This window comes from Novosphingobium sediminis, assembly GCF_007991615.1.
GTDB lineage: Bacteria > Pseudomonadota > Alphaproteobacteria > Sphingomonadales > Sphingomonadaceae > Novosphingobium > Novosphingobium sediminis.
The window spans coordinates 42,662-66,658 of sequence record NZ_BJYR01000016.1; the positions used below are offsets into that span (position 1 = coordinate 42,662).

At 65.3% G+C, this 23,997-nt stretch carries 21 protein-coding genes; 7 read left to right on the forward strand and 14 right to left on the reverse strand.

Going from position 1 to position 23,997, the window contains the following annotated elements; translation table 11 throughout:
- The first annotated feature begins 14 nt into the window (after positions 1-14).
- Positions 15-1,814 carry an acyl-CoA dehydrogenase C-terminal domain-containing protein gene (locus tag NSE01_RS12370; RefSeq protein WP_147159947.1) on the forward strand — a complete coding sequence of 600 codons (1,800 nt, stop codon included), beginning with the start codon at positions 15-17 and terminating at the stop codon, positions 1,812-1,814.
- A gap of 71 nt (positions 1,815-1,885) precedes the next feature.
- A complete protein-coding gene (locus tag NSE01_RS12375; protein ID WP_147159948.1) occupies positions 1,886-3,343 on the forward strand; it encodes a phosphotransferase in 1,458 nt (485 codons plus the stop codon).
- Here NSE01_RS12375 and NSE01_RS12380 read toward each other — a convergent pair.
- From NSE01_RS12380 to tyrS, 6 genes are all read right to left on the reverse strand, one after another.
- The gene (locus tag NSE01_RS12380; RefSeq protein ID WP_147159949.1) at positions 3,340-4,041 is read right to left on the reverse strand and encodes a dienelactone hydrolase family protein; all 702 of its coding nucleotides are present in this window, start codon (positions 4,039-4,041) and stop codon (positions 3,340-3,342) included. The two genes, NSE01_RS12375 and NSE01_RS12380, sit on opposite strands and share 4 nt — an antisense overlap.
- 6 nt (positions 4,042-4,047) lie before the next feature.
- On the reverse strand, positions 4,048-4,965 hold the full coding sequence (gene cysK, locus NSE01_RS12385; protein WP_147159950.1) for a cysteine synthase A: 918 nt from the start codon (positions 4,963-4,965) through the stop codon (positions 4,048-4,050).
- A complete protein-coding gene (locus NSE01_RS12390; protein ID WP_246135192.1) occupies positions 4,962-6,299 on the reverse strand; it encodes an MFS transporter in 1,338 nt (445 codons plus the stop codon). Before NSE01_RS12390 ends, cysK begins: the two co-directional genes overlap by 4 nt.
- 23 nt (positions 6,300-6,322) lie before the next feature.
- Positions 6,323-8,494, reverse strand: a complete 2,172-nt coding sequence (locus NSE01_RS12395; protein WP_246135193.1) for a TonB-dependent receptor — start codon at positions 8,492-8,494, stop codon at positions 6,323-6,325.
- Positions 8,495-8,605: 111 nt separating this feature from the next.
- Entirely contained in the window at positions 8,606-8,944 is a 339-nt protein-coding gene (locus NSE01_RS12400; protein ID WP_147159951.1) for a PilZ domain-containing protein, read from the reverse strand.
- A 125-nt stretch (positions 8,945-9,069) separates the two neighbouring features.
- Entirely contained in the window at positions 9,070-10,299 is a 1,230-nt protein-coding gene (gene tyrS / locus NSE01_RS12405; RefSeq protein WP_147159952.1) for a tyrosine--tRNA ligase, read from the reverse strand.
- 32 nt (positions 10,300-10,331) lie between these two features.
- On the opposite strand from tyrS, the gene NSE01_RS12410 reads away from it, so the two are divergent.
- Positions 10,332-10,874, forward strand: a complete 543-nt coding sequence (locus NSE01_RS12410; protein WP_147159953.1) for a DOMON-like domain-containing protein — start codon at positions 10,332-10,334, stop codon at positions 10,872-10,874.
- Complete coding sequence (locus NSE01_RS12415; RefSeq protein ID WP_147159954.1) at positions 10,871-12,070, forward strand: exo-beta-N-acetylmuramidase NamZ family protein; 1,200 nt, start codon at positions 10,871-10,873, stop codon at positions 12,068-12,070. The genes NSE01_RS12410 and NSE01_RS12415 overlap by 4 nt, the downstream gene beginning before the upstream one ends.
- Before the next feature lie 301 nt (positions 12,071-12,371).
- Here the strand turns inward: NSE01_RS12415 and NSE01_RS12420 are convergent, their stop codons facing one another.
- Positions 12,372-13,079 carry a 2OG-Fe(II) oxygenase gene (locus NSE01_RS12420; RefSeq protein WP_147159955.1) on the reverse strand — a complete coding sequence of 236 codons (708 nt, stop codon included), beginning with the start codon at positions 13,077-13,079 and terminating at the stop codon, positions 12,372-12,374.
- Positions 13,080-13,150: 71 nt separating this feature from the next.
- Between NSE01_RS12420 and NSE01_RS12425 the strand changes: the two genes are divergently transcribed.
- On the forward strand, positions 13,151-13,432 hold the full coding sequence (locus NSE01_RS12425; RefSeq protein WP_147159956.1) for a DUF427 domain-containing protein: 282 nt from the start codon (positions 13,151-13,153) through the stop codon (positions 13,430-13,432).
- Between the two features lie 10 nt (positions 13,433-13,442).
- Here NSE01_RS12425 and NSE01_RS12430 read toward each other — a convergent pair whose 3' ends face one another.
- The 3 genes from NSE01_RS12430 to NSE01_RS12440 all read right to left on the reverse strand — a co-directional run bounded on the left by NSE01_RS12430 (position 13,443) and on the right by NSE01_RS12440 (position 15,990).
- Positions 13,443-14,219, reverse strand: a complete 777-nt coding sequence (locus tag NSE01_RS12430) for an enoyl-CoA hydratase (protein WP_147159957.1) — start codon at positions 14,217-14,219, stop codon at positions 13,443-13,445.
- A gap of 92 nt (positions 14,220-14,311) precedes the next feature.
- A complete protein-coding gene (locus NSE01_RS12435; protein ID WP_147159958.1) occupies positions 14,312-15,493 on the reverse strand; it encodes a vWA domain-containing protein in 1,182 nt (393 codons plus the stop codon).
- Positions 15,494-15,558: 65 nt separating this feature from the next.
- Positions 15,559-15,990, reverse strand: a complete 432-nt coding sequence (locus NSE01_RS12440; RefSeq protein WP_147159959.1) for a GFA family protein — start codon at positions 15,988-15,990, stop codon at positions 15,559-15,561.
- 82 nt (positions 15,991-16,072) lie between these two features.
- Here NSE01_RS12440 and NSE01_RS12445 point away from each other — a divergent pair, with 82 nt between their 5' ends.
- Positions 16,073-16,813: a glutathione S-transferase family protein gene (locus tag NSE01_RS12445; protein WP_147159960.1), complete on the forward strand. Its 741-nt coding sequence runs from the start codon at positions 16,073-16,075 to the stop codon at positions 16,811-16,813.
- A 19-nt stretch (positions 16,814-16,832) separates the two neighbouring features.
- Here NSE01_RS12445 and NSE01_RS12450 read toward each other — a convergent pair whose 3' ends face one another.
- On the reverse strand, positions 16,833-17,915 hold the full coding sequence (locus NSE01_RS12450) for a hypothetical protein (RefSeq protein WP_147159961.1): 1,083 nt from the start codon (positions 17,913-17,915) through the stop codon (positions 16,833-16,835).
- 25 nt (positions 17,916-17,940) lie between these two features.
- A complete protein-coding gene (locus NSE01_RS12455; RefSeq protein WP_147160054.1) occupies positions 17,941-18,786 on the reverse strand; it encodes an AAA family ATPase in 846 nt (281 codons plus the stop codon).
- A gap of 154 nt (positions 18,787-18,940) precedes the next feature.
- On the opposite strand from NSE01_RS12455, the gene NSE01_RS12460 reads away from it, so the two are divergent.
- Entirely contained in the window at positions 18,941-19,732 is a 792-nt protein-coding gene (locus tag NSE01_RS12460) for a hypothetical protein (RefSeq protein ID WP_147159962.1), read from the forward strand.
- Between the two features lie 57 nt (positions 19,733-19,789).
- Here NSE01_RS12460 and NSE01_RS12465 read toward each other — a convergent pair whose 3' ends face one another.
- A complete protein-coding gene (locus NSE01_RS12465) occupies positions 19,790-21,664 on the reverse strand; it encodes a methyl-accepting chemotaxis protein (protein WP_147159963.1) in 1,875 nt (624 codons plus the stop codon).
- 149 nt (positions 21,665-21,813) lie between these two features.
- Entirely contained in the window at positions 21,814-23,832 is a 2,019-nt protein-coding gene (locus tag NSE01_RS12470) for a DNA topoisomerase IV subunit B (RefSeq protein ID WP_147159964.1), read from the reverse strand.
- Between the last annotated feature and the right edge of the window lie 165 nt (positions 23,833-23,997).

Genomic DNA, 23,997 nt, shown 5'->3' on the forward strand with positions numbered 1-23,997 from the left:
GAGAGGACCAGTTCATGCCCGTTTTCCAGGCGCCGACCCGCGACACCCGTTTCGTCGTCAACGAAGTGCTGGGCCTTGAAAGCTACGGCCACCTGCCGGGCTTCGAGGCCGCGACGCGAGATCTGACTGACAGCGTGATCGAGGAAGCCGGGCGCTTCGTGAATGAAGTCGTCGCGCCGCTCAATCTTTCGGGCGATCAGGAAGGCTGCACCCGCCATCCGGATGGTAGCGTGACAACGCCCAAGGGCTTCAAGGAAGCCTATGCCCGTTACGTCGAGGCGGGTTGGGGCACCTTGGCAGCGCCCGAAGTCTATGGCGGGCAGGGGTTGCCGCACGTGATCGGCTTCGTGATGGAGGAATACCTCGCCAGCGCCAATCAGGCCTTCGCGATGTATCCGGGCCTTGCCAACGGCGCGATCTCGGCAATCGCATCGAAGGGTTCGCCCGAGCAGCAAGCGACCTATCTGCCCAAGATGGTCAGCGGCGAATGGCTCGGCACGATGAACCTGACCGAGCCGCATTGCGGCACCGACCTCGGCCTCATCCGCACGCGGGCGGAGCCGCAGGCGGATGGCTCTTACGCCATCACCGGCACCAAGATCTTCATATCGGCGGGCGACCATGACCTGTGCGAGAACATCATCCACCTCGTGCTGGCGAAGACACCGGGCGCGCCCGAATCGTCGAAGGGCATTTCGCTGTTCATCGTGCCCAAGTTCCTCGTGAATGCGGACGGCAGCCTCGGGGACCGCAATGCCGTCTCGGTCGGCTCGATCGAGCACAAGATGGGCATCCACGGCAACGCGACCTGCGTGATGAACTACGACGGCGCCAAGGGCTGGCTGGTTGGCGAGGAGAACAAGGGCCTCGCCGCGATGTTCATCATGATGAACGCGGCGCGGCTCGGCGTGGGCATCCAGGGCCTCGCGCAGGCCGAAGCTTCGTATCAGAACGCGGTGACCTATGCGCTCGAACGCCGGCAGGGCCGCGCGCTCACCGGGCCGGCAGAGCCGCAGCAGAAGGCCGATCCGCTGCTCGTGCATCCCGATGTGCGGCGCATGCTCATGGACGCCAAGATGTTCATCGGCGGCATGCGCGCACTGTGCCTGTGGGGCGCGCTGCAGGTCGATCTCTCGCACAAGGCGGCGACCGAGGAGGAACGGCAGGCCGCTGATGACCTCATCAGCCTGCTCACGCCCGTGATCAAGGGCTACGGCACCGACATGGGCTACAAGACCGCGACCGACATGCAGCAGGTCTGGGGCGGGCACGGCTACATTGCCGAGAACGGGATGGACCAGTTCGTCCGCGATGCGCGCATTGCGATGATCTACGAAGGCGCCAACGGCGTGCAGGCGATGGACCTTGTTGGCCGCAAGCTGGCGCTGAACGGCGGGCGCGCGATCCAGCGGTTGTTCGCAGTGATCGATGCCGAATGCGCCGAAGATAGCGCTGACGAGACGGTCAAGCTGGTCGCCGAAAGGCTCGCCAAGGCCACCGGCCACCTCAAGGCCGCGACGATGTGGTTCCTGCAGAACGGCATGGCCAATCCCAACGCCATCGGCGCGGGCGCTTATGCCTACATGACGCTCACGGGCGTCGTCTCGCTGGGCCTGATGTGGCTGCGCATGGCCAAGGTTTCCGCCGCGGCGCTCGGGCAGGATGGGGCTGACAAGGCGTTCTACGAAGCCAAGCTGCTCTGCGCGAGGCACTGGGCACTGCGCTTCGCCCCGCAGGCCGGCGCGCTGCGCTATGAAGTAGAAGCGGGGCCAGAGACCGTGATGGCGATGACGGCGGAGCAGTTTGCCGCCTGATTGGTAGCGGTTGACGAGCAGGGCTGCGCGAGCGATTAACCGATCAGTTAAAGGGATCGGGGGATGAACCAATGGCGCACCGCAGCCCGCGCGAGCTGATCGAGCTCTATTGGGACGAAGTCTGGAACAACCGGCGCGCGGAGCTGATCCGCGAGATTTGCGCCGATCCCATTGTGCGGCATGACCCAGGCAGCGTCACAGCGCTTTCGGTCGAGGACCAGATCGCGCGCGTGCGCCAGCAGAGTGAGAAGCTGGAGCCCTGTTTCACGCACGAAGTCCTGCTCGCCGACGACACCTATGTCACCTCGGTGTGGAACATGCACACACGCAAGGGCGAACGCATCGAGCTGTGCGGGATCGAGGTGTTCAAGGCGGTGGACGGCAAGTTCACCGATTGCTGGAATTCGAGCTACACGCCCGGCTTCTGGGGACGCGAAGGCGATGCCTCGGTTCCGGCTGACCTGCCGCCGCCGCCGCTGATTGCCGGCGCTGACCAGATCACGCCGCAGTGGATTCAGGCCGTGCTGCAGCAGGCGGGCCTCGAAGCGCCGCGCGTCAGCCTGCTCAACACCAAGCCCATCGGGCACGGCAATCTTTCGGCGACGCTCCGCACCGAGATCACTTACAACGCCAATGCCGCCGATGCGGTGCGATCGGTGGTAGCAAAGCTGACTTCGGGGATCGGGCAGGCGGTGGAGATTGCCGCCGCGCACGATGTTTATCGCCGCGAGTGCGAGGTCTATGGTTTTCTGGGCGAGACGCCGCCTCTGGCAACGCCGCGCTGCTACTGGCGCAATGTCGGACCGGATGGGCGCACGATCAATCTCGTGCTCGAGGACCTCTCGGAGCGCACCCGGCCCGGCAACCAAATCGCCGGCTGCAGCGTGGCAGAGGCCGAGGCGGTGGCGCGGGAACTGGCCGCCCTGCACGCAGCATTCTGGGATGATGCCAGACTTGATGTGGCAGAATGGCTCTACAACCGCGCCGCCGACGCTGAGACGGCGGCGGTGACGAATATGCTCGCTGCCAAGGCCTTCCGCGAGCGCTTCACCGGCCGTGCCGATCCTGCGATGCTCGATGCCATTGACGCCGTTGTGGCCGACCTGCCGCGCCACTTTGCGGCGATTCCGCGAGGGCGCACCCTCGTTCACGGCGAACCGAGGGTGGACAACGTGCTGTTCGAGGACGGCGCGGAAGGGCCGAGGGCGTGGCTCATCGACTGGCAGTTCGCCGACTGCGGCAGTCCTATGTTCGATCTCGCCTACTTCCTCTCCGGCTCGCTCACCGTAGAGGATCGCCGCAGCATCGATGGCACGCTGGTTGAGCGGCACCACGCCGCCATTGCGGCCAAGGATCCGTCCTACACGCTGGATCATGCCCGCGCCGAGTTCGCCGGTTCGCTGCCGCTGGCGCTCTATTTCAGCGTGGGAGCCATTCTGGCGATGCCGCCGAGCGAGCACGGCGATCTGCTGCTGCTGACGCTTGCCGAGCGCAATGTGGCAGCTCTGCGCGACTGGGGCGTCGTCTAGAAGACTTCAGCGAACAGCCCCATCAGCGACGCCCAACTCTGGCGGTCCGCGCTGGCATCGTAGCTTATCGCGGGCACGCCGCGTGCATCGCTGCCGGGATCGGTGAAGCCGTGTTTCACGCCGCCGTAGGAGTGGAAGTGCCAGTTGGCGCCCGCGGCGTCCATTTCCTCCCAGAAGCTGATGACCTGCGAACGCGGGACAAGCGGATCCGCATCGCCGTGGCAAACGAGGATACGCGCCTTCACCGCGCCGGGTTCGGCGGACCGTCCGGTGTCCAGAATGCCGTGGAAGCTGGCCGCGAGGACAATGTCCGCGCCATCGCGTGCCAGTTCGAGCGCGGCCTGCCCGCCCATGCAGTAGCCGATGGCGGCGGCCTTGAGGCCCTGCGCCTCCGGCAGTCCGGTCAGCGTACTGAGCGCGGCACGGAGCCGCGCGCGGTAGTCATCGACCGAGGCGCGCAGCACCCCAGCCAGCTGCATCGAATGCTCGAAATCGCGCACCGGCTCGCCATAGAAATCGGCGATCATGGCAATGAACCCCGCATCCGCCAGCATGGCCGCGCGGCGCTCCATCGGCGGATTGGGGTTCATGATCGTGGGCAGGACGAGCACGGCCCCGCGCGGGGTGCCGGCGGGGCGGGCAAGCCACCCCGTCAGCGCAGTATCCCCATCGCGGTAGGCAAGCTGTTCGAGCGCCATGTGCGCTTACTCCGGCAGGAAGTCCGGCACCGAGAGATAGCGCTCGCCGGTATCGTAGTTGAAGCCAAGGACGCGGCTGCCGGCGGGCAGTTCAGGCAGCTTCTGCGCGATGGCGGCAAGCGTCGCGCCAGAGCTGATGCCGACGAGCATGCCTTCCTCGCGCGCGGCGCGGCGAGCCCATTCCTTGGCATCGGCGGGATCGACCTGAATCGCGCCGTCGATGGACTTGGTGTGGAGGTTGCCCGGAATGAACCCGGCGCCGATGCCCTGGATCGGGTGTGGTGCGGGCTGGCCGCCAGAGATCACCGGCGAAAGTGTCGGCTCGACCGCCCAGGCCTTCATTGTGGGCCAGTGGCCCTTCAGCATCTCGGCGCAGCCCGTCAGGTGGCCGCCGGTGCCGACGCCGGTGATGAGCGCGTCGATCGGTGCTTCGGCGAAGTCGGCAAGGATTTCCGCAGCAGTGGTGGCCACGTGGACGGCGACGTTAGCCGGGTTGTCGAACTGCGCGGCCATCCATGCGCCGGGGGTTTCGTCAACGATCTCGAGGGCGCGGGCAATGGCGCCCTTCATGCCCTTTTCGCGCGGCGTCAGGTCGAACGTCGCGCCATAGGCGAGCATCAGCCGCCGCCGCTCGATCGACATCGATTCGGGCATGACGAGGATCAGCTTGTAGCCCTTGACCGCCGCGACCATGGCAAGGCCGATGCCGGTGTTGCCCGAAGTCGGCTCGACAATCGTGCCGCCCGGCTTGAGGCTGCCGTCTGCCTCCGCTGCCTCGATCATGGCCAGCGCGATGCGGTCCTTGATCGAGCCGCCGGGATTGGTGCGTTCGCTCTTCACCCATACCTCGTGGTCGGGAAACAGGCGGGAGAGGCGAATGTGCGGGGTGTTGCCGATAGTGGCGAGGATATTGGCCGCCTTCATGTCGCATGCTCCTTCTGGTGAAGTGTTTTGTCCGAGAATGTGCGCACCAGCCTGAGTTCCGGGAACCAGACCGCCCACATCACGGTAATGACTATCGCACCGACGCCGCCGAATACAACCGCGCCGGTTGCGCCGAGGAGGGCTGCCGCCACGCCCGACTGCATCTCGCCAAGCTCGTTTGAAGCCGAGATCGCGAGGCCTGAAATCGCCGAAACGCGCCCGCGCACGCTGTCAGGCGTGTAGAGCTGGACGAGCGTGTTGCGAATGAACACAGAAACCATGTCCGCCGCGCCGAGCGCCGCAAGCATCAGCAGCGAGAAGAAGTAATCGCGGCTGAGACCGAAGCCGATGGTTGCCGCGCCATAGACGGCCACCGCGATCAGCATCTTCGCGCCGACGCCGCTTTCGATGGGCTTGCGCGCCAGCAGCAGTGCTACGACCACCGCACCCGCACCTGGCGCCGCGCGCATGATGCCGAGGCCATTGGCGCCGACATGGTGCCCGCCGATCATCAGGATGTCGCGTGCATAGACCGGCAGCAGCGCGGTCGCCCCGCCGAGCAGCACTGCGAAAAGATCAAGCGTGACGCAGCCGAACAGGAAGCGGTCGTTCCAGACGAACGTCAGCCCGCCGACGATCTGCGAGAGCGGATGCGCGCGCTTGTTTTCGTCCGGCGGCGGCAATGGGCGAATGCGGAAGACAGAAAGGGTGGCGAGCGCCAGCAGCAGGGCCGAAATGACGTAGGGCAGGGCGGGAACCTGGGCGAAGAGCAGACCTGCAATCGCCGGGCCGCCGACCGAGCCGGTCTGCCAAGCCATCGAATTGATCGCCACGGCGCGCGGCATCAACCGTACGGGCACGACATTCGGCGCGATCGAGGCCATCGCCGGGCCGATGAATACCCGCGCGGTGCCGTGCAGCGCCCCAAGTGCGAACAGGAGCGGCAGGTTGAGGTGTCCCGCGATGGTCGCGGCGGCAAGCACGATGGCGACGACCATGTCGATTGCGACAGCCAGCCCGGCAACGATACGGCGGTCGTAGCGGTCTGCGATCAGGCCCGCGACCGGCGTCAGCAGCAGTACAGGCAGGAACTGCGCAAGCCCCAGAAGACCGAGCTGGAAGGCCGCCGCCGGAATGCTCATGCCATACTGGCCGCGTGCGACGTCATAAAGCTGGTAGCCCAGCACGACGACCATACCGGTCGTCGCGAAGACAGACAGGAACCGCGCCAGCCAGAAGCGGCGGTAATCCGGAATATCCAGCGGCGAGCGCGGTTCGTCTTCAGTAATGGTCACGCCGCCCGAATGGCAGTGCGGCGCGCCCTTGCCAAGCAAGCAAAACTAGGACCCTGCGATTCCTAGATTTTGAGCGTTGCCGTGAGCCGGATATCGCGTCCGGCAATCGGCACGAAATCCCGCGTTTCCGAGGTGGAGAGTCGGCCAACCGTATTGAGCAGGTTGTCGCCCGAAAGGATCAGCGCCAGCGGCCCGTTCTTGCCAAGCGGCCGCCATGTGAGATTGGCGTTGAGCAACGTGTAGCCATCCACCGGGGTTTCGTAAGTCGTCACGCGGTCCTGCCGCGCATGGACGATCGCCTCGACATTGGCGCCGAGCCTGTCGGATTCGTAAGTCAGGCCGCCGCGGACCCGCAAGGGGGGAATGCGCGGGGCCGGGCCCGATCCGGTCAGCGATGCATGAACGTAGTCGACTGCGCCTTCGACCGAGAGCGAACGACCATCATGCCAGTCGAGCGCCTTCCACGAACCCTCCGCTTCAAGGCCGCGGAACTTCGCCGGAAGCTGGACATACTGGTAGACCGGCGCCCCTTCGATCCGTTCGCCGGTCGGGATCGGCGCGATGAAGTTGCTGAAATCGGTGGCATAGGCGGTGAAGGCGCCGGCAAAACGATCGCCGTGATAGCGCAGGCCCGCTTCCACCGTGTTGCTTCGCTCGATACGGAAGCTGGGATTGCCGCGCTCGTAGGACTGCGTCGCATCATGCAGGCCGTCGATGTAGAGTTCCTCAGCGGTTGGCGCGCGCTCACCATGCGTCGCCGAAAGGCTGAGGGTCACGCTTTCCAGCGGGTGCCAGGCTAGGCCTGCACCGGCAGCGAACAGGCCGAAGGTTTGGTTCGTATCGCCGCTGGCGAGCCCCTTGGGCTTTACCGAGACATGCTCGCCGCGCAGGCTGCCTTCGAAGTCGACGGACCCGAGCGAAAGCTGCTGGCGCGTGAAGCCGGCAATGCGCTCGGTCACCGAGTTTGGCAGCAGCGGCTCGCCCTCGATGCGGAAGTTGCGCGTGCTGTATTGCACGCCGCTCTCGCCGCGCCAGCTACCCGACCCAAGGGCGTGGCGGGACTGGGTCAGCACGAGCCGCGATTCGATCGCCTTGTTGAAGAAGCGGGTGCCGGCAATGCCGTCCTCGATTTCAGCATGTGTATAATCGCCATACGCGACGCGTGCCTCAAGCCGGTCGAAGAACCCGCCGAGATTGACGCTACCGCGCAGGTCATAGCGCGTCTGGCGCAGCGAGAGCGAAACCGGATCTGGCGCCTCGGGCGAGGGGCGCGGCGGAATGCCGTAGTCGCTGGTCAGCCGCTGGACCGAGATACCAATCGAGCCGCCGCTGTCGATAAAGGCGAGGCCGCCCCCGAAGGTGGTGCCGCGAGCCCACGAGTTGGCAAGGCGTCCGCGTGCATCAAGGCCTGCGGTGAGATTGGCGGCGCCTTCGGTATCGCCTGCCGCCGTCAGGTCATCGGCCTCGGCGCGCAACTGGGCGCGCAGCGGCTCGGAGACGACGTTGCCGCCGATGCGCACATCGCCGGCGTGGTTGTAAGAAGCGTCGAAATGGGCGGCGAGCCGGGGTGCAAGTGCCACATCGACCGCCCCGCCGAGGTTCACCGAATCTGCCGCCGAGCCATAGGCCCCCAGCGCGTTCACACTGACGGGCTTGTCCGGCATGCGGCGCGGGATGCGCCGGTCGAGTGCATTGACCGCGCCGCCTGCGGGGTCTGCCGCATAGAGCAGCACTTCTGGCCCGTGCAGCACATTGATCTGCTCGACGTTGAGCGTATCGATGGCAACGCCGTGGTCGGCCGAGACCGAGCTTGCGTCGAGCGAGCCGAGGCCGTCTGTCAGCACCTGCACGCGCGGACCATCGAAGCCGCGCAGGACCGGGCGCGAGGCGCCGGGGGCAAAGCCGCTGGTCGATACGCCGGGGAGGTGGGCGAGCACATTGCCGATCTGCGCAGCGGCGCGGCGGGCAAGATCTTCGCCGTTGATGACGACAGGGGCGACGATCGCATCGCGGTCGCCCGAGATCAGGCGGCCAGTGACCACAATGGGGGCGTGGCCAGCATCGTCGGTCTGGGTGGTGTTGATCTGCCCGGACTGGATCTGCCCGGATTGGGCAGCTTGCGGTGCGGCAGGTGCAGCGCCGGCCGGTTCTTCCGGAGCCGCGATGGCGGGGTTGGAAATCACGAGAAGCATGGCGCCGAGCGCAGAGCTGGCGGCAAGCGTGGACTTGTACATATGGGACACCCGAAGCGTTGTTTCGGCTGCCGCTTTAGCGTGATGATATAATATCACAAGTACAAATCGGCAAAATGCGCATTGCCGGGGCGCAGCCGTTGCTGCGCTGCATCAACGGCTGCGCTGGAGCCTTGGATTGGGCTGCAACGACTTGATCATCATCAGGAAATCGTCACCGCGGATGATCCGCTCGAACTGGAATCCGGCGCGGTTGCCATCGCTCCACACAAGGAACGCCTCGATTCGCCCGATGTGCTGCAGGCGGATGGTGATCCGCTCGCCGCGTTGAAGCGAAAGTTCGCCCCTTACCATGAAGCCGGTCGTGGAGATGTTGATGACATGCAGCATCACATCTCCCAGCCGACGATGTTCGCCGATCAGGGGCAGGTCGACCGGATGGCGGGTCGAAAGCCGCTGATCGGTGACAGAAAGTTGTGCGCCGCTGGCCATGGTCGCTCCTCGTGATGGTCAAGCACGAGTGGTTCTGGAGGCAATTGGCTGATATTTAGTAAAGGTCCGGCACCGTTTTGCCGCTTTCCGGCAAGGACTTGCCGGTTAACGGCTGGTCTTTGCCTTCAGGCCGAACGCAGGACGCCGTGCTTCTTCTTGCCCGAAGAAACACGGATTTCTGCGCCTTCCAGCACGATGACATAGGCCTCGTCGGTCACTGCCTGGCCTTCTACTCGTGCACCGCCCCCGGCAATCAGTCGCTTCGCCTCGCCGCGGCTGGCCGCAAAGCCGAGACCGAGCAGCGCATCGACGAGGGCAATGCTGCCCTCCGCAACCGCGAGGGAGGGCAAGTCCTGCCCGACACCGCCGCCAGCGAAAGTCGCCGCCGCCGTTGCTTCGGCAGCCGCTGCGGCTTCGGCCCCGCGGACCAGCCTGGTCACTTCATTGGCGAGCACTACCTTGGCTGCATTGATCTCGCTGCCGCCAAGCGATTCGAGGCGTGCGATCTCGTCGAGCGGCAGATCGGTGAACAGGCGCAGGAAGCGGCCGACATCGCGGTCGTCGACATTGCGCCAGTATTGCCAGAAGTCCCACGCCGGCAGCGCATCGTCGTTGAGCCAGACCGCGCCTGCCGCCGTCTTGCCCATCTTCGCGCCGTCCGCCGTCGTCAGCAGCGGGGTGGTGAGGCCGAAGACTTCGGTGCTTTCCATGCGGCGCGTGAGTTCGATGCCGTTGACGATATTGCCCCACTGGTCCGAGCCGCCCATCTGCAGGCGGCACCCGGCGGTGAGCGCGAGTTCGCGGAAATCGTAGGCCTGCAGGATCATGTAGTTGAATTCGAGGAAGGTCAGCGGCTGCTCGCGCTCGAGCCGCAGCTTGACCGAATCGAACGTCATCATCCGGTTGATCGTGAAGTGCGGGCCAACGGTGCGCAGCAGATCGACGTAGCCGAGCTTGCCGAGCCAATCGTCGTTGTCGACCATCACCGCATCGGTCGGGCCGTCACCAAAGGTGAGCAGCTTTTCGAACACGGTGCGGATCGAGGCGATGTTGGCCTTGATATCCGCAGCGGTCAGCATCCTGCGGCTCTCGTCCTTGCCGGAGGGATCGCCCACCTTGGTCGTCCCGCCGCCCATCAGCACGATCGGCTTGTGCCCGGCCTGCTGGAGCCGGCGCAGCATCATGATCTGCACAAGGCTGCCGACGTGGAGCGATGGCGCGGTCGCGTCGAAGCCGATATAGCCCGGTACGATCTGCTTCGCCGCAAGCGCATCGAGGCCCTCGGCATCGGTGACCTGGTGGATATAGCCGCGCTCGCTGAGCAGGCGGAGGAGAGAAGAGGTGTACTGCGTCATGACGCCGCGCGCCTAGCACGAAAGATCGGGGCTTGGAAACGTTCGACCTGACCGCACATTCCGCACATCCGGCCAAGTTTGTCAGCGCAGTGGCGGCGCGCATCCTCTCGCTCGACTCTAACTGGCTGACGCTGCGGTGGAAGGTGGACGGGGCGGGCGCGCTGGTGGTGCCGCAGTTTGCCGGACGGGCGCGGACGGATGGTCTGTGGCAGACGACCTGTTTCGAGCTTTTCGTTCGACCCGAAGGCGGTGACGGGTATGCCGAATTCAATCTCTCGCCCTCCGAGCGCTGGGCGGCCTATGATTTTGCAGGCTACCGCGCCGGCATGGCCGAGCGAGCGATGGAGCGTGCGCCGGTCTGCACGCCGCGGCGGGGGCAGTCCGTCCTGATCTTCGATGCCGCGATCCCGGCGAGCGCCTTGCCGCCGCTGCCGTGGGAATATGGCCTCACCGCCGTGATCGAGGAAGAGGGCGGGCACAAATCGTACTGGGCGATGGCGCATCCGCCCGAGAAGCCGGATTTCCACGATGCGGCTTGCTTCGCCGGGCGGCTTGCGGCACCGGATCAGCCATGAAATTCGGTATCGATCGCCTCCTCGCCGACGCTTCGCTGCGTGCTCCGCTTAAGGGCAAGCGCATTGCCCTCGTCGCTCATCCCGCCTCGGTAACGGAGGGGCTGGTCCATTCGCTCGATGCCCTCGCGGCCTGTCCGGGCATCAGCCTGAGCGCCGCGTTCGGGCCGCAGCATGGCCTGCGCGGCGACAAGCAGGACAATATGGTCGAGACCGAGGACTTCATCGACCCGGCGCTCGGCATCCCGGTGTTCAGCCTCTACGGCGAAGTGCGGCGGCCGACGGCGCGGATGATGGACAGCGCCGATGTGTTCCTGTTCGATCTGCAGGATCTGGGCTGCCGGATCTATACCTTCGTGACGACGCTGCTCTACCTGCTGGAAGCCGCGAGCGGCACCGGCAAGGCGGTGTGGGTGTTGGATAGGCCCAATCCGGCTGGCCGCCCGGTGGAAGGCACGACACTGCTGGCGGGCTGGGAAAGCTTTGTCGGCGCGGGGCCGATGCCGATGCGGCACGGAATGACGCTGGGCGAGATGGGCCGCTGGTTCGTGGACCACTTCAAGCTCGACGTGGACTACCGCGTGGTGACGATGGAGGGCTGGGAGCCGGAAGGGGCCGGGTTCGGCTGGCCGCAGGATCGCATCTGGATCAATCCCTCGCCCAATGCCGCAAGCCTCAACATGGCGCGGGCCTATGCCGGAACGGTGATGATCGAGGGCGCGACGGTTTCGGAAGGGCGCGGGACGACGCGGCCGCTGGAAGTGCTGTTCGGCGCGCCGGATATCGATGCAAAGGCTGTGCTGGCCGAGATGCAGGCTTTCGCGCCGCAGTGGCTGGCGGGGTGCGCCATCCGCGAGTGCTGGTTCGAGCCGACGTTCCACAAGCATGCGGGCAAGCTTTGCAATGCGTTGATGGTCCATGCCGATGGCGGTTTCTACGACCACCACGCGTTTCGCCCGTGGCGGCTGCAGGCGCTGGCGTTCAAGGCGATCCGGCGGCTGTACTCGGACTATCCGCTGTGGCGCGATTTTCCCTACGAGTACGTCTACGACAAGCTGGCGATCGACGTCATCAATGGCGGGGCTGCCTTGCGGACCTGGGTGGATGATCCGGCGAGCACGGCGGCCGATCTGGAAGCGCTGGCTGGGCCGGACGAAGCGGCTTGGCTGGAGACGCGGGCGCCGTATCTTCTGTACTGAACCGGGACAGTTTGCCCTCAAGTTGACACAGTTGACACAGTCCTGGGGAAGAACCCCGAGGGCGGTTTTTTGCGGGCTGTTCTGTTGGATTTCAGTGCCGCAGATGTTGCGCTGTGATGCTTCGACAAGCTCAGCATGAGCGGAGTCGGGGCCGAGCTTACAGGGTTCCAGGTGCACGTTCTGATTTTACGCGAACCTGTGCGTTGTAGGACAGCGGTTTGTGTTTGCTGGCTAGAAGCGGGACCCCGGGTCAAGCCCGGGGTGATGAAGTGGGGACGGGTGAGGTGAGGCGGATGCCGTCTCAACTCGCGTCGTGGAAGATCACGCCCAGCGTCTGGCGTTCGCCCGAGAGCACGGTGCTGACGCCGTGGCGCATCGCGGATTTGGACCAGCCGGTGGAGGACAGGCGCGGCTTGTCGCGGACGGGGATCAGGGCGATCTGGCCTTGGCGGATGGGCACGACTTCGACGCGGCTTTGCATTCGGGGGCGGTTTTCGACGAGGGTCAGCGCGCCGCCGGTGTAGGCATCATCTGGGCTCAGCATGACGACGGCTTGCAGCGGGAAATGGATCGGCCCGTAGAGATCCTGATGCAGGCAGTTGTAGTCGCCCGTGCGGTAGCGCAGCAGGAGCGGAGTGGGGCGCGGCTGGCCGAAGGCATGGCACCGCGCGAGCAGGGCTTCGTGAGTGTTGGGCCAGATATCTGACAGACCGAGCCGCTCCGACCACTCGTTCGCGATGTGGGCGAGGTGGGGATAGAGCGCGGTGCGCAAGGCCTGCACCATAACGGGCAGCGGGTAGGCGAAGTAGCGGTACTCACCCTTGCCGAAGCCGTGGCGAGCCATGGTGACGGTGGAGCGGAAGCGCCCGTCATCCGCGTAGAGTGCGGCGAGCGCGGCGCAGGTTTCGGCATCGAGCAGGCGCGGGGTAAGCGCGTAGCCGAGGTCGTCGAGGCTTTGGGCGAGGGCGCGCCAGTCGAGCGCAGAAATGGCTTGGGAGAGGTGTTCCATCGGGCGGCTGGTAGCGCCGCGCGGCTTGGGGCACACTCCGGATGTTGCGATGTAATCGGAAGGTTTGAGTGATGGTCGAGGCACGGTGGAACGGCGCGGTGATCGCGCGCAGCGATGAGACGGTGGTGGTCGAGGGGAACCACTACTTCCCGCTTGAGGCGGTGGATGCGGCGGTACTGAAGCCGAGCGCCACGACCAGCATGTGCCCGTGGAAGGGCACGGCGCAGTACTATTCGCTGGTGGTGGACGGCGCGGAGAACCGCGATGCGGCTTGGTACTATGCCGAGCCGAAGGATGCGGCCAAGCAGATCAAGGGGCGGGTGGCGTTCTGGAAGGGTGTACAGGTGGGGTAGGAGGGGTTCTTCAGCGCCAGACCGGCGCGCGCTTTTCCAGAAACGCTTCGATCCCCTCGGCGGTGTTATCGTCCATCATGTTCTGCGCCATGACTTCGGCGGCGAGGGCATAGGCCTCCGCGCGGTGGACTTCGCGCTGGGCATAGAACAGCGCCTTGCCGCGGCGGATGGCGTCGGGGCTCTTGGCGGCGATGGTTGCGGCGAGGCTGTCGATCTGCGCGTCGAGCTGGTCGGCGGGGACGGCGTGGTTGATGAGGCCCCAGTCCTCTGCGGTGTGGGCGCTGATGAAGTCACCCGTCACCAGCATTTCGAACGCGGGCTTGGCCGGCACGTTGCGGGTCAGCGCGACGGCGGGTGTGGAGCAGAACAGGCCGACGTTGATGCCAGAGACGGCAAAGCGCGCGTCCTGACTGGCGATGGCGAGATCGCAGGCGCCGACGAGTTGGCAACCGGCGGCGGTGGCGATGCCGTGGACGCGGGCAATTACGGGGACGGGGAGCGCGACGATGGCTTCCATCACTTCGGCGCAGGCGGCGAACAGGGTGCGGTAGTAATCCAGCCGCCGCTGCCCGTGCATCTGCCTGAGATCGTGCCCCGCGCAAAAGGCCTTGCCCGCGCCCGAAAGGACGACGCAGCTGATCGAGCTGTCGGCGGCGAGGCTGGTGAGCTCGGCCTTCAGCGCGGCGAGGAGGTCTTCGCTCAGCGCGTTGTACTGGTTCGGGCGGTTGAGCGTGAGATCGACGCGGCTGCCGGTACGGCGGACGGTCAGGATTTCGTTGTCGGACATGGCGTCGACCTCTCCTTTGTTTTTGGGGGGTGGTGCCCCTCCACCATGTTTCGCATGGTCCTCCTCCCCAAGGCAAGCTCGGGGAGGTACTGTCAGTGCTTCTTGCGCGTGAGTTCGCGCATGGCGCCGTCAAGGCCTTCGAGGGTCAGCGGGAACATCGAGCCGCCGACGAGATCCTTGACCATCTTCGTCGACTGCGAATAGTTCCACTGCTTCTCCGGCACCGGATTGATCCAGACGGTCGCGGGGTAGGTCTGCGCGACGCGGTGGAGCCAGATCGCGCCGGCTTCCTCGTTGAAATGCTCGACCGAGCCGCCGGGGTGGCTGATCTCGTACGGGCTCATCGCTGCATCGCCCACGAACACGATCTTGTAGTCGTGGCCGTACTTGTGGAGGATGTCCCACGTGTTCGTGCGCTCGGACCAGCGGCGCTTGTTGTCCTTCCACACGCCTTCGTAGAGGCAGTTGTGGAAATAGAAGAATTCCATGTTCTTGAATTCCGCCGTGGCGGCGCTGAACAGCTCTTCGACCAGCTTGATGAACGGATCCATTGAGCCGCCGACATCGAGGAACAGCAGCAATTTTACCGCGTTGCGCCGTTCGGGGCGCATGCGGATATCGAGCCAGCCCTGCTTTGCGGTGCCTTCGATGGTGCCGGGCAGATCGAGCTCATCGGCATGGCCCTCACGCGCGAAGCGGCGCAGGCGGCGCAGCGCGATCTTGATGTTGCGGGTGCCGAGTTCCTTGGTGTTGTCCAGGTTGGCGAATTCGCGCTTTTCCCAGACCTTGATCGCGCGGCCGTGCTTGCTCTCGCCGCCGATACGCACGCCTTCGGGGTTGTAGCCCGAATTGCCGAACGGGCTGGTGCCGCCGGTGCCGACCCACTTGTTGCCGCCCTGATGCCGCTCCTGCTGTTCCTCGAGGCGCTTCTTCAGCGTCTCCATGATCTCTTCCCAGGAACCGAGCGCCTTGATCTTCTCCATTTCCTCTTCGCTGAGGAACTTTTCGGCGACGGCCTTCAGCCAGTCTTCGGGAATATCGACCGGGCGTTGGCCATAATCGGTGAGGAGGCCCTTGAAGACCTTGTTGAAGACCTGATCGAAGCGGTCGAGCAGGCCCTCGTCCTTCACGAACGTGGCGCGGGAGAGGTAGTAGAACGCCTCGGGCGTCTGATCGATCACGTCCTTGTCGAGCGCTTCGAGCAGCGTGAGGTGCTCCTTGAAGCTGGCCTTGATGCCCGCCGCGCGCAGCTCGTCGATGAAGTTGAAGAACATGGGTGGTCGGGCCTCGCTCGCGTCTTAACCGGATGATTAAGGCGAATGGGGGGCTGGAGCAAGTGTTACGAAGCGGGCGGCGGCGGCGGTGCCGGCGGCTGGCCTTCGAACTGTTCGAGCGCGGGATCGATCGCCGCCCAGGGCGGGGCGTCGCTGGTCCAGATCGCGGCGTTGGGGGCAAGGCCGTGGCCCACGTTGAGGAAGCCGAGGCGCATAGTGCGGAAGTGGGGGCGGGCGCTGGTCTGCGCCATCACCGGGGTGCCGCACTTCGGGCAGTAGGAATGGGTGAGGATGTTGCCGCTGGCCGCCGTGTAGGCATGCGTGGCAAGCTCGCCGGTGATTGCCACGCTGTCCGTCGGGAAGATCGCGTTGTTGGCGGCACCGCCTCCCGCGACTTGCTGGCACTGGCGGCACCAGCACTGGCGCACCGCAACGGGGGCTTCGGCAGAGATCGTGGCGGTGACGGCGCCGCAGGCGCAGCTTCCGGTAAAGGACATGGGTGGGTGTCTCACATTTGGTATTGTTAGTGTTACTTACAATTTGTAGGCTGCGGGTAACCGGAGAGGACACCAACACGCCATGCTCAAGCTCTACAGTTTCGGCCCTGCTGCCAACTCGATGAAGCCGCTGCTCACGCTCTATGAGAAGGGGCTGCCGTTCGAGAAGAACCGGCTCGATCCCGCGAAGTTCGAGCACCATACCGACTGGTTCAAGGCGATCAACCCGCACGGGCAGGTGCCAGCGCTTGTCGACGGCGAGCATGTCATCACCGAGAGCACGGTGATCTGCGAGTATCTGGAAGACGAGTATCCGACCGAAGTCTCGCTGCGTCCGGCCACGTCCTACGGCAAGGCGCAGATGCGGGTCTGGACCAAGTGGGTCGACGAGTATTTCTGCTGGTGCGTCTCGACCATCGGCTGGCACCGCTACGTGGGCAACATGGTGAAGGGCCTCTCGGACGCGGAGTTCGAGGAAAAGGTCGCCGCCATTCCTGTCATCGAGCAGCAGGTGAAGTGGCGCCGCGCGCGTGAGGGCTTTCCGCAGGACATGCTCGACGAGGAAATGCGCAAGATCGCCTATTCGGTTGAGCGGCTCGACGCGCACCTTCGCGAGCATGAGTGGCTGGTGCCGGAGCAATATACGCTGGCGGACATCTGCAACTTCGCCATCGCGAACGGGATGCAGGTGGGCTTTGCCGAACTGGTGAACAAGGAAGCGACGCCGGGGCTGGTGCGCTGGATCGACCAGATCAAGGCGCGCCCGGCGGTGCAGAAGATGTATGCCGAAGTGGAGCTGGAACAGCTCGGGCCGCGGGATTAGGTCTCCCGCCGCGCGGCGGCTATTTCGTGACCGTGATGGTCGTGTGTCCGGAACGGTCGGTCGAACCGATCGGCTGGTCACTCTGGACGACCTCGAGGACCTGTGCCGGTGTCGGCACTTCGTTGAACGGCGCGAAGCTGTAGTCGCGGTCGAGCATGTGCAGGATGACGGCGATGCGCTTCGTGTTGTGGACCAGCCCGGCAAGGCTGGGTTGGACATCGGCGGCAATGCCCGCATCACCTAGCGCCATGAAATAGCCAGGCTTGCTGGAGCCGGTATCACGATAGACCCCATAGAATGGCGTGGAACTGGCATCGCGGCACCACACGATGGGTCGGGAGGATTCCGCCGGTTTGCCTCCAGTCCCGTTGACTTGCTCCGTTGTAGCTTTTGACGATTCGATCCCGCTCAGCAGCGAGTCCATCATGTCTGGTATGACGCGCTTGGCGGTCTTGAGGCGCATGGCGGCGGGACAAGGCGCGATGAGCACCGCAGGATCAGCCTCGCGCTTCGGGCTGGGGATTGCGAGGGTGGCGACTGCTTCAGTCAGCGCGACATCGAGCGCGGCCTTGTCGAGCTTCGTCGAGCTCATGCGCACCGTGACCAGCCAGTCGCCCGCAGGGATCACGGCGCTGCCGGTGGATTTGAAGTGGTCGCTCTTGACCGAGTATGCCGACCGCAGCGCCGTCGCACCCTTCTGGCCGGGCGGGGCGAAGGCGGTAATGATCGGGTCTGCCTCAAGCGGTCCGCCGAGCCGCTTGGCGGTGCTGTCCGAATGCATGACGGCATCGATCTGGCTGAACCAGACTGGTGCGGTGGGCTGCCATGCACGGAAAATGTAGAGCGTGAAGATCGTGCTCGCATCTGCCACGCGGTAGCCTACCGAGACATCAAGCTGCTGATCGCCGTTCTGCTGGATCGTATCGCGCAGAAGGTTCCCAAGCTTCGGCGGCACGTCAATGCCCGACCCGGAATGGAGCCAGGGCGCGGCGACATCCGCGATGATCAGCCCCTTCTGGCTGGCTGAATCCTGCGCTGATGCAGGTGACGCGGCCGAGGCAAGCGCGGCGGGCACCAGTAGGGAAAGCCGCCGCTTCGCCATGGTCCGAGGTGTCAGTCCGCCAAGGTCAGTTCGATGGCCGCCTTGCCATGAACGCCAGGCGTTCGAACAGCATCACGTCCTGCTCGTTCTTTAGCAGCGCGCCGTGGAGCGGCGGGATCGCCTTGGTGGGATCGCGGTTCTGCAGGACGTCGAGCGGCATGTCCTCGTTGAGGAGGAGCTTGAGCCAGTCGAGCAGTTCCGACGTGCTCGGCTTCTTCTTGAGGCCGGGGACTTCTCGGACTTCGTAGAAGATGTCCATTGCCTTGGCGACGAGGGTCTTCTGGATGCCGGGGAAGTGCACGTCGATGATCGACTGCATCGTCTGCCGGTCGGGGAACTTGATGTAGTGGAAGAAGCAGCGGCGCAGGAACGCGTCGGGCAGTTCCTTCTCGTTGTTCGAGGTGATGACGACGATCGGGCGCTCCTTGGCGGCGATCGTCTCGTGCGTCTCGTAGACGTCGAAGCTCATCCGGTCGAGTTCCTGCAGGAGATCGTTCGGGAACTCGATATCGGCCTTGTCGATCTCGTCGATGAGGAGAACCGGCAGCTGCGGCGAGGTGAAGGCCTCCCACAGCTTGCCCTTGCGGATGTAGTTCGAAATCTCGTGCACGCGCGGATCGCCAAGCTGGCCATCGCGCAGGCGGGCGACCGCGTCGTATTCGTAGAGGCCCTGCTGCGCCTTGGTGGTGGACTTCACGTTCCACTCGATCAGCGGCGCGCCGACGGCCTTGGCGATTTCATGGGCGAGGACGGTCTTGCCGGTGCCGGGTTCACCCTTCACCAGCAGGGGGCGGCGCAGCAGCACCGCGGCGTTGACTGCCACCTTGAGATCATCGGTGGCGACGTAGTTGCTGGTGCCTTCAAAACGCATGGACATCCTCGAGCTTCTTAACCGGTTGCTTAAGGGATAGGGCGTGCGGGCGGGGCTGGCAAGTGGGCTGAACCGCCACAAAGGTGCGGGGAAGTGACACTTGGTTACAAGCGGCCCCGTTGCCGCTCCGCGCCCGCGCGTGTAGGCGGGCGCCATGGCATCCACTCCCGCTGTCAGCGCCGCGCGCTACGCTCCGTCGCGCCGGGACCGGGTGATATCGTTCGTGCTGGCGGTGCTGGTCGGGGTGTTCCTCGTCTTTGTCCTGTTGATCATGAGCAGCGTGACGGGCGGCGGCGGCGAACCGGGCGGCCAGCTCGTCGCGGTGAACATTTCGCCGCCCTCTGCCGAAAAGGAAAAGGCAAAGGCCGCGCCCAAGCAGGATCAGAAGCAGGAGCAGGTGCAGACGGTGACCACACCGCCGCCCAAGCTGCCGCCGCGCATCGAGATTCCCAGCAAGAATCAGGTCGAATGGCCCCCGGGCTTCATCAAGCTGAGCCGCGAGGACATCGCGAAGGCGGATATCAGCCGGATCAAGCCGGCTGGCGGTGGCGGTCAGGCCGGGGCTTCTGCGGGCGGCGGCGGCAATGCCGAAGGCACCGGCGAGGGGCCGGGTGGTGCGCGCGTTTACAATGCGGAATGGTACCGCGAGCCGACGCGGGCGGAAATGTCGCCCTACATGAGCGCAGCGCGAGGAGGCTCCAGCGGCGACTGGGCGATGATTATCTGCCGCACGGTCGAGCGTTATCATGTCGAGGATTGCCGCGAGGTGGACGAAAGCCCGCGCGGATCGGGCCTCGCACGCGCGCTGCGGCAGGCGGCGTGGCAGTTCCTTGTCAGGCCGCCGCGGGTGGACGGCAAGGCACAGCTCGGCACGTGGGTGCGCATCCGCTTCGATTTCAAGGCGGCAAAAGCTGGTGACGGAGACGGGACGGCCGGCCAGGACTGATCCCGGCCGGCCGAGACCCCCACGCCTTCGCACAAGACGCAGGGGCCAAGCGGGACATCAGAATTCGGACCAGTTGTCCTCGCCAAGCTTGAGCGCGAGGTTGCCGTGGACCGGTGCAGGTGCTCCGCCGGCACTCGGACGCGGGGCCATCGAAGCGGGCATCGGTGCCGACCGCATGGGGGCAGGCGTGCCGAAGCTGCCTCCAGAAGCCGAGATTCCGGCGCCGCGGAAGCGTGAGACGAGGTTGGCGAGATTGGCCGCCTGACCCGAAAGATTGCGCGAGGCTGCTGCGCTTTCCTCGACCATCGCGGCGTTCTGCTGGGTCATCCGGTCAAGCTCGCTCATGGTCACGTTGACCTTGGAAATGCTTGTTGCCTGATCGACAGCTGCCGTGGCGATGCCTTCGACCAGCGCGCCGATTTCGGCCACCTGGTTGATGATCGCATCGAGCGCCTCGCCGGTCTCGCCGACGAGGTGGACACCCAGTTCGACATGCTGCGCGCTGCCGCTGATAAGGCCCTTGATGTCGCGCGCGGCTTCGGCCGAGCGCTGGGCGAGCGCGCGGACTTCGTTTGCAACCACCGCGAAGCCGCGGCCTGCCTCGCCAGCACGCGCTGCCTCGACGCCTGCGTTCAAGGCGAGGAGATTGGTCTGGAAGGCAATGCCATCAATGAGATCAATGATCTGGGTGATCTGCTTGGAGCTGTCGACGATCGAATCCATCGCGCCGACCGCCCGCTTGACCACATCGCCGCCAGAGTTGGCGCGTTCGGTGGCGCGCACGATGGTCTCACGCACCGCACCGGCGTTATGCGCGCTTTGTTCGACCTTGGCGGTGACTTCACGCATGGCGTTGGCCGCGGATTCGAGGCTGGCCGCCTGCTGCTCGGTGCGGCTGGCAAGATCGTCGGACGCCGCGCGGATCTCGGTCGAGCCGGTTTGCACGCTGGTGGCGGTCCCCGCGACCGAACCGATGATCTGCTCGAGTTCGCTCGCCATGGCGTTGAAATCGGTCTTCAGGCGGCCGAACGGGCCTTCGAGCGCGGCGTTCACGCGGGCCGAAAGATCGCCTTCCTTGAACCGGGCAAGCGCGGCGCCAAGCGTGCCGACGATGAGCTCGACTTGTTCGGACTTGCTCTTTTCGGCGCGGACAAGCTGATCCTGCAGGCCGCGCATGGCCCGGCCCAGCGCGCCAACTTCGTCCTGCGTATCGTCAAGCTGCAACATGCCGTCGAGGCGCCCGTCAGCGAGGTCCTGGATCGCATGGGTGATCTTGCCGACGGGCCGCGCCACAAGGCCGACCATCATGAAGTAGATGCCGCCAAGCGTTCCGAGCAGAAGCAACGCGGCGATGATGCCGGTCCACAGGGCAACCTGATAGCCCATTGCAGCAGCCGCGACCGCGTGGTCGATATGCGACTTCTGGTAGGTGGCGAGATCGGCGAGCGCCTTGGTGGTCTTCTCGACTGGCTCGCTCGAGGTGGCGAGGCGGGCGAGTGCTTCGGCGGTGCGGCTTTCTGACGAGAGCTGGATGATCTGGCTGGTATCCTGACTCATCTGCTGCCAGCCGGTCTTGAAGTCCTTGAGGTAGGACTTTTCCTTGTCGTCGAGGTCGGTCGATTCGAACGCCGCGGTTTCGGTGCTGATGATCTTCTGGTTCTTGGCAATCGAGGCTTCGGCATCGGCGCGTTCATATTCATCGGCGGCGAGGAGATGCGCACGCAGCGCGTTCTCGAACTCGGCCATGGCGATGTTGATCTTGTCTGCCGAAAGCGCCTGGGGAACATGGTCCTCCGCGATTTCGATTTCGGCGCCGCGCATCGCGTTCATGCGCCAGACCATGGTGCCGATCGCGGCAACGATGACCAGCGACAGCACAGCGAACAACATCGCGAGCTTGCGTCCGATCGGAGCGTTCCTGAGATAATTCATGCCGATAGAGCCCGTAGCTGCCGCCACGCGGGACTGCGCGGCGGATATCGGGCAGGTTCTAGGCGCGTGGAGGCTGCGACGGAGTTTGACCGGGGCTAGGTTGAAACCCGGAAGGTGCGGTTAAAATCGGCTGAAGGGCTCGGGCTCGGTCAAGCGTCGATCAACTCCGGATCGAGTTCGCCGGCGCGGTTCTGGATGAACATGAAGCGCTGGGCGGGGTCGCGGCCCATGAGGCGGTCGACGAGGTCTTTCACTGCGGCGCGGCCTTCGTATTCAGGCGGCAGGGTGATGCGGATAAGACTGCGGCTGGCGGGGGCCATCGTCGTCTCGCGCAGCTGCTGCGGGTTCATTTCGCCGAGACCCTTGAAGCGGCCGACTTCGACTTTCTTGCCCTTGAACCTGGTCGCTTCGAGTTCGGCGCGGTGCGCGTCGTCCTTGGCGTAGACCGAAGTGGCGCCGCTGGTGAGGCGGTAGAGCGGCGGCTGGGCGAGGTAGAGGTGCCCGCGCCGGACGATCTCGGGCATTTCCTGGAAGAAGAATGTCATCAGCAGCGTGGCGATGTGCGCGCCGTCAACGTCGGCGTCGGTCATGATGATGATGCGGTCGTAGCGCAGTGCATCGGCGTTGCAGTCCTTGCGCATCCCGCAGCCGAGCGCGAGCGCGAGATCGGCGATTTCGGCGTTGGCGCGGATCTTGTCGGCGCTGGCGCTGGCGACGTTGAGGATCTTGCCGCGAATGGGGAGGATCGCCTGCGTCTTGCGGTCGCGCGCGTGCTTGGCGCTGCCGCCCGCGCTGTCACCTTCGACGATGAACAGTTCGGTCTCGCCGTCCCCTTCGCCGCTGCAATCGGTGAGCTTGCCGGGGAGGCGCAGCTTGCGCGCGTTGGTGGCGGTCTTGCGCTTGACCTCGCGCTCCGCCTTGCGGCGCAGGCGCTCGTCCATGCGCTCCATCACCGCGCCGAGCAGCGCCTTGCCGCGCTCCATGTTGTCGGTGAGGAAGTGATCGAAGTGATCGCGCATCGCGGTCTCGACCATGCGCGCGGCTTCGGGGCTGGTCAGGCGGTCCTTGGTCTGGCTCTGGAACTGGGGATCGCGAATGAACAGCGAGAGCATGATCTCGCTGCCCGTCAGCATGTCCTCGGGCGCAATGTCCTTGGCCTTCTTCTGGCCGACGAGTTCGCCGAACGCGCGGATGCCCTTGGTGAGCGCGGCGCGCAGGCCCGCTTCATGCGTGCCGCCATCCGGCGTGGGGATGGTGTTGCAGTACCAGCTGTAGGAGCCATCGGACCACAGCGGCCAGGCGATGGCCCATTCGGCGCGGCCCATTTCCTCGCCGCCCGGCCCTGCGGGGAATTCCTGGCTGCCGGTGAAGGGCACCGAGGTGACGCATTCGCGGCCCGCGACTTGTTCGGCAAGGTGATCGGCAAGGCCGCCGGGGAATTGGAAGGTGGCCTCGGCGGGAATGTCCGTCCCGGCGATTAGCGAGGGCGCGCATTTCCAGCGGATTTCGACGCCCGCAAAGAGATAAGCCTTGGATCGGACGAGGCGGAACAGGCGCGCGGGCTTGAAGCGCGCTTCGGCGCCGAAGATCTCGCCATCGGGGATGAAGGTGACGCTGGTACCGCGCCGGTTGGGGGCCGCTCCGACGCGCTGGAGGGCAGTGGTGGGCAGCCCGCGCGAGAATTCCTGCGCGTAGAGCTCCTTGTTTCGCGCCACTTCGATGCGGGTGAGCACCGAAAGCGCGTTGACCACCGAGATGCCGACGCCGTGGAGGCCGCCCGAGGTCGCATAGGCCTTGCCGGAGAACTTGCCGCCCGAATGGAGCATGGTGAGGATGACTTCGAGCGCGGACTTGCCCGGATACTTCGGGTGCTCGTCCACCGGCATGCCGCGGCCGTTGTCGGTGATCGTGATCTTGCCCGCAGTGCCGTCCGGCCCTTCCTCGAGCGTGACTTCGATGCGGTTGGCGTGGCCTGCGACAGCCTCGTCCATCGCGTTGTCGAGCACTTCGGCAGCGAGGTGGTGGAGTGCGCGCTCGTCGATCCCGCCGATGTACATGCCGGGGCGGCGGCGGACGGGCTCCAGCCCCTCCAGCACCTCGATCGCGGAACCATCGTAGGTTTCCTCAGGCGAGCGCCCGGGCAGCTTGTCGAACAGGTCATCAGCCATGGGAACGGCTATAGAACATGGCCGATTCCGGGGGCAATGGGGGGATGGCGCTTATCCCGGGGTTTTGTGAGAATCGCAGTGGCGCGTCGCCCCTCCCCGCCGGGGGGGGGGAGGGGGCTCTGCCTTTTCGGCAAGCGCCGCGCGCCCCCACCCGGCCTCCCCCGA

Coding starts and splice junctions, on each gene's coding strand:
- NSE01_RS12445 (WP_147159960.1), top strand. CDS start 16,073: ATGCTCAAGCTCTACAGTTTCGGCCCTGCTGCCAACTCGATGAAGCCG.
- NSE01_RS12400 (WP_147159951.1), bottom strand. CDS start 8,944: ATGGCCAGCGGCGCACAACTTTCTGTCACCGATCAGCGGCTTTCGACC.
- NSE01_RS12450 (WP_147159961.1), bottom strand. CDS start 17,915: ATGGCGAAGCGGCGGCTTTCCCTACTGGTGCCCGCCGCGCTTGCCTCG.
- cysK (WP_147159950.1), bottom strand. CDS start 4,965: ATGAAGGCGGCCAATATCCTCGCCACTATCGGCAACACCCCGCACATT.
- NSE01_RS12375 (WP_147159948.1), top strand. CDS start 1,886: ATGGCGCACCGCAGCCCGCGCGAGCTGATCGAGCTCTATTGGGACGAA.
- NSE01_RS12380 (WP_147159949.1), bottom strand. CDS start 4,041: ATGGCGCTCGAACAGCTTGCCTACCGCGATGGGGATACTGCGCTGACG.
- NSE01_RS12440 (WP_147159959.1), bottom strand. CDS start 15,990: ATGTCCTTTACCGGAAGCTGCGCCTGCGGCGCCGTCACCGCCACGATC.
- NSE01_RS12425 (WP_147159956.1), top strand. CDS start 13,151: ATGGTCGAGGCACGGTGGAACGGCGCGGTGATCGCGCGCAGCGATGAG.
- NSE01_RS12460 (WP_147159962.1), top strand. CDS start 18,941: ATGGCATCCACTCCCGCTGTCAGCGCCGCGCGCTACGCTCCGTCGCGC.
- NSE01_RS12435 (WP_147159958.1), bottom strand. CDS start 15,493: ATGTTCTTCAACTTCATCGACGAGCTGCGCGCGGCGGGCATCAAGGCC.
- NSE01_RS12430 (WP_147159957.1), bottom strand. CDS start 14,219: ATGTCCGACAACGAAATCCTGACCGTCCGCCGTACCGGCAGCCGCGTC.
- NSE01_RS12415 (WP_147159954.1), top strand. CDS start 10,871: ATGAAATTCGGTATCGATCGCCTCCTCGCCGACGCTTCGCTGCGTGCT.
- tyrS (WP_147159952.1), bottom strand. CDS start 10,299: ATGACGCAGTACACCTCTTCTCTCCTCCGCCTGCTCAGCGAGCGCGGC.
- NSE01_RS12395 (WP_246135193.1), bottom strand. CDS start 8,494: ATGTACAAGTCCACGCTTGCCGCCAGCTCTGCGCTCGGCGCCATGCTT.
- NSE01_RS12455 (WP_147160054.1), bottom strand. CDS start 18,786: ATGCGTTTTGAAGGCACCAGCAACTACGTCGCCACCGATGATCTCAAG.
- NSE01_RS12465 (WP_147159963.1), bottom strand. CDS start 21,664: ATGAATTATCTCAGGAACGCTCCGATCGGACGCAAGCTCGCGATGTTG.
- NSE01_RS12420 (WP_147159955.1), bottom strand. CDS start 13,079: ATGGAACACCTCTCCCAAGCCATTTCTGCGCTCGACTGGCGCGCCCTC.
- NSE01_RS12370 (WP_147159947.1), top strand. CDS start 15: ATGCCCGTTTTCCAGGCGCCGACCCGCGACACCCGTTTCGTCGTCAAC.
- NSE01_RS12470 (WP_147159964.1), bottom strand. CDS start 23,832: ATGGCTGATGACCTGTTCGACAAGCTGCCCGGGCGCTCGCCTGAGGAA.